Source organism: Sporichthya brevicatena, assembly GCF_039525035.1.
Classification (GTDB): domain Bacteria; phylum Actinomycetota; class Actinomycetes; order Sporichthyales; family Sporichthyaceae; genus Sporichthya; species Sporichthya brevicatena.
Window position 1 is genome coordinate 1 of record NZ_BAAAHE010000003.1, and the last position, 7,050, is coordinate 7,050.

The following is a 7,050-nucleotide window of genomic DNA, read 5'->3' on the forward strand; positions in this document are numbered from 1 at the left end:
AACTCCAGCGCCCACGGCATGCTCTTCTACCGCCTGCTCCAGCAGGCCGTCGCCACTGACCCACATCCGTTGAGCGAACTGATCGTCAGTTCCCCGGACTGGTAAGGCTTACTGCACTCAAGCAGATATGCAGAACACATGTTCTAGTGCAGTCGCAACCTCATTCGCCCCTGCCGTCACTACTTTCTGACTTAGCGTCAGGGAGCTGCCCACCATGTTCTCGGCGGGCCGGGGTGAAGTCGGAGAGCCCTGGCAGCGGTCGTACTTGAGGTCGACGACCGAGCGCGAGAGCGGGTTACTTACGTCCGGGCAAGGGCTGCCGTCATACCACTCCCTCAGGCGCTGGGTGGGCTGGCGGTCGTCTTCCCAGCCGCACGGTCAGGTCGAGGGCCTTTCCCTCGGGGACTACCACGATCCGTTGTGATGTCGGCTTGCGTCCGAAGAAGCGGTCGCTATAGCAGCCACATCGTCGGACGCAACGAGAGAGCGGGCCCCCGGAGAACCGGGGACCCGCTCGTCACGCTGTCTGGCTGACGCCGACTTAGATGTCGAAGTACAGCTCGAACTCGTGGGGGTGGGGGCGGAGGCGGATCGGGTCGACCTCGTTGGCCCGCTTCCACGCGACCCAGGTCTCGATCAGGTCCGGGGTGAAGACGCCACCCTCGACGAGGTAGTCGTGGTCGGCCTCGAGCGCGTCGAGGACCTTGGGCAGCGAGTCCGGGACCTGGGCGATCTCGGAGAGCTCGTCCGGCGGGAGCTCGTAGAGGTCCTTGTCGACCGGCAGCGGCGGCTCGATCTTGTTCTTGATGCCGTCGAGGCCGGCCATGAGCATCGCCGAGAACGCGAGGTACGGGTTGCTCGAGGGGTCCGGCACGCGGAACTCGATGCGCTTGGCCTTGGGGTTCGAGCCGGTGACCGGGATACGCACGCAGGCGGAGCGGTTACGGGCCGAGTAGACCAGGTTGACCGGAGCCTCGAAGCCCGGGACCAGACGGTGGTAGCTGTTCATCGACGGGTTCGTGAACGCGAGCAGCGACGGCGCGTGGTGGAGCAGGCCACCGATGTACCAGCGGGCGGTGTCCGACAGGCCGCCGTAGCCGAGCTCGTCGTAGAACAGCGGCTCGCCGTTCTTCCACAGCGACTGGTGGCAGTGCATGCCCGAGCCGTTGTCGCCGAAGAGCGGCTTCGGCATGAAGGTGACGGTCTTGCCGTTGCGGGCGACGACGTTCTTCACGATGTACTTGAAGAGCATGACCTTGTCCGCGGACTTGGCCAGGGTGTCGAAGCGGTAGTTGATCTCCTGCTGACCGGCGGTGCCGACCTCGTGGTGGGCGCGCTCGACGCCGAGGCCGAGCTTGTCCAGCTCGAGGCAGATCTCGTCACGCATGTCGGCGAAGTGGTCGACCGGCGGGACCGGGAAGTAGCCACCCTTGTACGGGGTCTTGTGGCCCTGGTTGCCACCCTCCTCGACGCGACCGGTGTTCCAGGCGCCCTCGATGGAGTCGATGTAGTAGTAGCCGGCGTTCTGCTTCGTCTCGAAGCGGATGTCGTCGAAGATGTAGAACTCGGCCTCGGGCGCGAAGTACGCGGTGTCCGCGATGCCGGTCGCCTTCATGTGGGCCTCGGCCTTGCGCGCGATCTGGCGCGGGTCACGGCTGTAGGGCTCACCGGTGTACGGGTCGACGATGCTCATGTTGATCACGAGCGTCTTGTTCGCCCGGAACGGGTCGATGAAGGCCGTGTCCAGGTCGGGGATGAGCTTCATGTCCGACTCGTGGATGGCCTGGAAGCCGCGGATCGAGGATCCGTCGAACATCTGGCCGTCGGTGAAGAAATCGGCCCCCACGGACGCCGCCGGGACATTGAAGTGCTGCATGACACCCGGGAGGTCACAGAAGCGGACGTCGACGAACTTGACGCCCTCGTCCGAGATGTACTTGGTGACCTCTTCGGCGTTGCTGAACATCCGTCCTCCTTGCCCGGCCGACCCGGCGGGGGCTCCGTCTAACCGTGGGGTGGTGCTGGTGCTCGACCAGTTCCCAGGACCGTACGAGCGGGCAATGTCGCGCCCGTGTCCCGAATGTTTCACCGGTGTTACGCCGGATTCTCGGTCGCTGGCCAGGGCCCTAAAGCCGGGGTCCATCCAAGCGCTGTGACGGCCTGCGCGCCACCCCGGGGCGCCCGCCGGGGCCCGCCGGTTACCGTTGCCCTGTGGTGGACCGTCGCGCACTGGGTGGCTGGCTGTCCGGTCCCCGGTCGGTGGCCGAGGCGGCCGGGATCGATCTGGGCTACCCCGGAGAACGTCTCGGGCTGCCCGAGGAGGGCCCCAACGCCGTCGGCGGGATGACCCGCCGGCTGGGTGCGACGTTCATCGACTGGACGATCGCCCAGTTCGTCGTCCTCGGCGCGATGCCGGGCTCGACGGCGGGGGAGCGCGCCGCACCGATCCTGATCGTGTTCGCCCTGATCAACCTGGCGATGGTCACGACGATCGGTGCCGGGATCGGGGGCCGCCTGCTCGGCCTGCGCGTCGCCCGCCTGGACGGCGGCAACCCGATGCTGCCCGCGGTGGCGATCCGGACGCTGATGCTCGCCCTCGTCGTCCCGGCCCTGTTCATCGACCGGGACTACCGCGGCGTCCACGACCGGCTCGCGCGCTCGATCGTGGTCCGCCGCTAGCGCATCTTCGGGTTCTGCCCCTTCGGCATCCGCATGTTGCGGGGCATCGGGCCCTTCGGGATCGGCACGTTCGCCATCAGGTCGCCGACGGCCCGCAGGCGGTCGTTGACCTCGACGACGTCGGCGCCGCGGATCGTCTTCGGCAGCTTCTGCAGGAAGCGGATCAGCTTCGGCAGCGGGATCTCGCCCTCGCCGCGGCCGACGACCAGCGTCGTGACCGGGACGTCCTGGACGAACCGGTTCATGCGCTTGCGCTCGGCCTCCAGCAGCTGGTCGACGCGCTGGGAGTTGCCCTCACCGATCAGGACGATGCCCGGCCGGCCGACGGCGCGGTGAACGACGTCCTGGCTCTTGTTCACCGCGACCGCGGGGGTGACGGTCCAGCCGCCGCGCTTCATGGTGTTCAGCGCGGCCGCGGCGGCGCCGGGCTGGCCCTCGATCTCGGTGTAGGCGGCCTTCTGGACGCGCTGGCCGAAGATGAACAGCAGCCCGAGGATGCCGAACAGGATGCCGACGATCGTCGCGATGATCGGGTGCAGGAACAGCATCGTGATGCCGAAGAACACCCCGAAGCCGACCACCAGGCCGAGCAGCAGCCACAGCGGCAGCAGCTTGTCGACGCGGGCCGTCATCTTGTAGGCGTCGATGATCTGCCGCCCGCGGCCGCCGCCCGGCTTCGCCGCCTTGGGGGCCTTGTCTTTCTTCCTGCCGAATGCCATGACTGTTCCGGGGGCCCTTCTCGTCGTGTCCGAGGCAGGATACGCAGGGCGCTCAGGAGCGCTGTTCGCGTGCCTCCACGGCCTGCCGGTACAGCCGGCCCGCGCGGTAGGACGAGCGCACGAGCGGGCCCGACATCACGCCCGCGAAGCCCAGCGCCTCCGCCTCGCGGCCGAGCTCGTCGAACTCCTCGGGGGTCACCCAGCGCTCGACCGGGTGGTGGCGCGCGCTCGGGCGCAGGTACTGGGTGATCGTCAGCAGGTCCGTGCCGGCCTCGCGCAGGTCCCGCATGGTGGCGAGCACCTCGTCGGGCTCCTCGCCGAGGCCGAGGATCAGGTTCGACTTGGTCACCAGCCCGGCGTCGCGGGCGGCGGTGATCACCCCGAGTGACCGGTCGTAGCGGAACGCGGGCCGGATCCGCCGCATCAGGCGCGGGACGGTCTCCAGGTTGTGCGCGAACACCTCGGGTCGGGCGGCGAACACCTGCGCGAGCAGGTCCGGCTCGGCGTTGAAGTCCGGCGCGAGCAGCTCGACCCCGCAGCCGGGGACCGCCGCGTGGATCGCGCGGACGGTCTCGGCGTAGAGCCAGGCCCCGCCGTCGGGCAGGTCGTCGCGGGCGACGCCGGTGATCGTGGCGTACCGCAGGCCCATCGAGAGCACGGACTCGGCGACGCGGCGCGGCTCGTCCCGGTCGAGCTCGACGGGCTTGCCGGTGTCGATCTGGCAGAAGTCGCAGCGGCGGGTGCACTGGTCACCGCCGATGAGGAACGTGGCCTCGCGGTCCTCCCAGCACTCGAAGATGTTGGGGCAGCCCGCCTCCTGGCAGACCGTGTGCAGGCCCTCGTCCTTCACCAGTTTCGTCAGGGCGCGGTACTCCGGCCCGGTCCGCAGCGTGGTCTTGATCCACGGCGGCTTGCGCTCGATCGGGGTCTCGGTGTTCCGGACCTCCAGACGCAGCAGCTTGCGGCCCTCGGGAGCGATCGTCATGCGACACCTCCCAGCGCGCCGTCCAGTGCCAAGGGAGCCCGGGTCACCGACTCCGAACCGAGGGCCTCGAGCAGGCGGCGCTCCACCACCGGCACGACCTCGGCGACCGTCACCGGACGACCGAGTTCCTTGGTCAGCGTGGTGACGCCGGCGTCGGAGATCCCGCAGGGCACGATCCGCGAGAACCAGCCCAGGTCGCAGTCGCAGTTGATCGCGAAGCCGTGCATCGTGACGCCCTTCGCGACGCGGATGCCGATCGCGGCGACCTTGCGGTCCGGGTCCAGCGGGCCCGTGCCGGGCACCCACACACCGCTACGGCCGGCCACGCGCTGCGCATTCGGCAGACCGAGGTCGGCGCACGTCGCGATGATCGCGGCCTCCAGCTTGCGGACGTAGTCGACGACGTAGACCCCGTCGGGCAGCTTCACGATCGGGTAGCCGGTCAGCTGCCCCGGCCCGTGCCAGGTGATCTTCCCGCCGCGGTCGACCTCGACCACCGGCGTTCCGTCCCACGGCCGGTCCTGCGGCTCGGTGCGCTTGCCCGCGGTGAACACCGACTCGTGCTCGAGCAGGATCACCGTGTCCTCGACGGTGCCCTCCGCCCGCGCGGCGTGCAGTTCGCGCTGGAGCTCCCACGCCGGCTCGTAGGGCACCGGGGTCCCGCCGAAGCCGTGGAGGAAGCGCAGCGTGGACACGTCGTCAGTCTAGGTCGGGATCGGATCTCAGGCGGCGGCGCGGATCGCGGCCTCGATCGTCGGGTGCTCGAAGGAGAACCCGGCCTTCGACAGCACCGCGGGCACGACGCGCTGGCTGCGCAACGTCTCGGTGGAGAACTCGCCGAGGGCGACCTTGAGCGCGATCGCCGGCACCGGGAACAGCGTCGGCCGGTGCAGGACGCGGCCCATGGCCTTGGTCACCTCGGCGTTGGTGACGGGCTCGGGGCCGGTCAGGTTCACCGGCCCGGAGACGTCGGAGGTCAGCAGGAACTTCAGGGCCCGCACGTGGTCGGTCAGCGAGATGAAGCTCCAGTACTGCCGACCGTTGCCGAGCTTGCCGCCCAGCCCGAACTTGAAGATCGGGAACAGCCGGCCCCACGCCCCGCCCTCGCGGGCGACGACGAGCCCGGTCCGCAGGTAGCAGACGCGGATCCCGGCGTCCTCCGCCGGCGCCGCGGCCGCCTCCCAACGGACCGTCAGACGGGCCAGGAAGTCGTCCGCCGGGCCGAAGGTCTCGTCGACCTTGGTGTCGCCGTGGTCGCCGTAGTAGCCGATCGCGGAGCCCTGCAGCAGCACGCGGGGCTTGTCGTCCAGCGCCGCGAGCGCGGTCGCGAGCGTGTGCGTCGGGTCGACCCGGCTGTCGACGAGGGTGCGCTTGTACGCCTCGCTCCAGCGCTTGTCACCGACGCCGGCCCCGGAGAGGTTCACCGCGGCCTCGACGCCGGCGAGCTTGCCGGGGGAGAGCGGCTGGGAGGGGTCCCACTGGACCTCGTCCGCGCCCCGCGGAGCCCGCCGGACCAGGCGCAGCACCTCGTGCCCGTCGGCACGCAGGGCGTCGACGAGCGCGGTACCGATCAGTCCGGAGGACCCGCAGACCGCGATCTTCATGGGCGCCGGCCCGTCAGAGGCCGAGCTCGGCCTCGAACGCGCCCTCCTCCAGACGCTGCTTGACGGTGGTGAGGAAGCGCGCGGCGTCGGCCCCGTCGACCAGGCGGTGGTCGTAGGTCAGGACGAGCATGACCATCGACCGGATCGCGATCGTGTCCCCGCCGGAGGGGTCCTCGACGACGACCGGCCGCTTGACGACCGTGCCGGTGCCGAGGATGCCGACCTGCGGCTGGTTGATGATCGGGGTGTCGGTGAGCGCGCCGCGGCTGCCGGTGTTGGTCAGCGTGAACGTGCCGCCGGACAGGTCGTCGGGGGCGATCTTGTTGTCGCGGGTGCGCGCGGCCAGGTCGTTCATCGACCGGGTCAGGCCCGCGACGTTGAGCTCGTCCGCGTCGTGGACGACCGGGACCAGCAGACCCCGCTCGGTGTCGACGGCGATGCCGAGGTGCACCTTCGGGTGGTAGGTGATCTCGCCCTTCTCGACGTCGATCGAGGCGTTCAGCTTCGGGTGCTGCTTGAGGGCCTCGATGGTCGCCTTGGCGAAGAACGGCAGGAAGTTGAGCTTCTGGCCGGTCTGGGCCTCGAACGATCCCTTGGCCTGCTGCCGCAGCCGCGCGATGCGGGTGACGTCGACCTCGACCCAGCAGGACAGCTGCGCGGACAGCTGCAGCGACTCGACCATCCGGGCCGCGATGACCTTGCGCAGCCGGGACATCGGCTCGACCGTGCCGACCTGCGGAGCGGCGACGACCGGACGCGGGGCGGCCGGGGTCGCGACCGGAGCCGCCGACGGGGTCGGCGCGGCCGCGGCCGGGGCGGCCGACGCCGAGGACGCGGCGGCCTTCGCGGCGTCCAGGACGTCCTGCTTGCGGATGCGGCCACCGACACCGGTGCCGACGACCTTGCTCAGGTCGACGTTGTTGTCCGCCGCGAGGCGGCGCACCAGCGGGGTGACGTAGGTGCCGACGTCCTCGGCCTGCCCGTTCCCGCTGCTCGCCGGGGCCGCCGGAGCCGCGGACGCGGCCGGAGCCGGGGCCGGGGCCGGAGCCGGGGCCGGGGCCGG

7 protein-coding genes are annotated in these 7,050 nt (G+C 70.1%); 1 reads left to right on the top strand and 6 read right to left on the bottom strand.

The window, feature by feature from the left end; genetic code table 11:
- Positions 1–541: 541 nt before the first annotated feature.
- Positions 542–1,966 carry a type I glutamate--ammonia ligase gene (gene glnA / locus ABD401_RS01265; RefSeq protein WP_344600741.1) on the bottom strand — a complete coding sequence of 475 codons (1,425 nt, stop codon included), beginning with the start codon at positions 1,964–1,966 and terminating at the stop codon, positions 542–544.
- Positions 1,967–2,211: 245 nt separating this feature from the next.
- Between glnA and ABD401_RS01270 the strand changes: the two genes are divergently transcribed.
- Complete coding sequence (locus ABD401_RS01270; RefSeq protein ID WP_344600743.1) at positions 2,212–2,679, top strand: RDD family protein; 468 nt, start codon at positions 2,212–2,214, stop codon at positions 2,677–2,679.
- Here ABD401_RS01270 and ABD401_RS01275 read toward each other — a convergent pair.
- The 5 genes from ABD401_RS01275 to sucB form a co-directional block, all read right to left on the bottom strand.
- The gene (locus tag ABD401_RS01275; protein WP_344600745.1) at positions 2,676–3,398 is read right to left on the bottom strand and encodes a DUF4191 domain-containing protein; all 723 of its coding nucleotides are present in this window, start codon (positions 3,396–3,398) and stop codon (positions 2,676–2,678) included. The two genes, ABD401_RS01270 and ABD401_RS01275, sit on opposite strands and share 4 nt — an antisense overlap.
- Positions 3,399–3,450: 52 nt before the next feature.
- Positions 3,451–4,383: a lipoyl synthase gene (gene lipA, locus ABD401_RS01280; RefSeq protein ID WP_344600747.1), complete on the bottom strand. Its 933-nt coding sequence runs from the start codon at positions 4,381–4,383 to the stop codon at positions 3,451–3,453.
- Positions 4,380–5,078 (bottom strand): lipoyl(octanoyl) transferase LipB, encoded by a 699-nt coding sequence (lipB, locus tag ABD401_RS01285; protein WP_344600749.1) that lies wholly within the window; start codon positions 5,076–5,078, stop codon positions 4,380–4,382. The genes lipA and lipB overlap by 4 nt, the downstream gene beginning before the upstream one ends.
- Positions 5,079–5,105: 27 nt before the next feature.
- Positions 5,106–5,987, bottom strand: a complete 882-nt coding sequence (locus ABD401_RS01290; protein ID WP_344600751.1) for a TIGR01777 family oxidoreductase — start codon at positions 5,985–5,987, stop codon at positions 5,106–5,108.
- 13 nt (positions 5,988–6,000) lie between these two features.
- Positions 6,001–7,050, bottom strand: a 1,050-nt coding sequence (sucB, locus tag ABD401_RS01295) for a 2-oxoglutarate dehydrogenase, E2 component, dihydrolipoamide succinyltransferase (RefSeq protein ID WP_344600753.1), incomplete at its 5' end; no start/stop codon positions are given.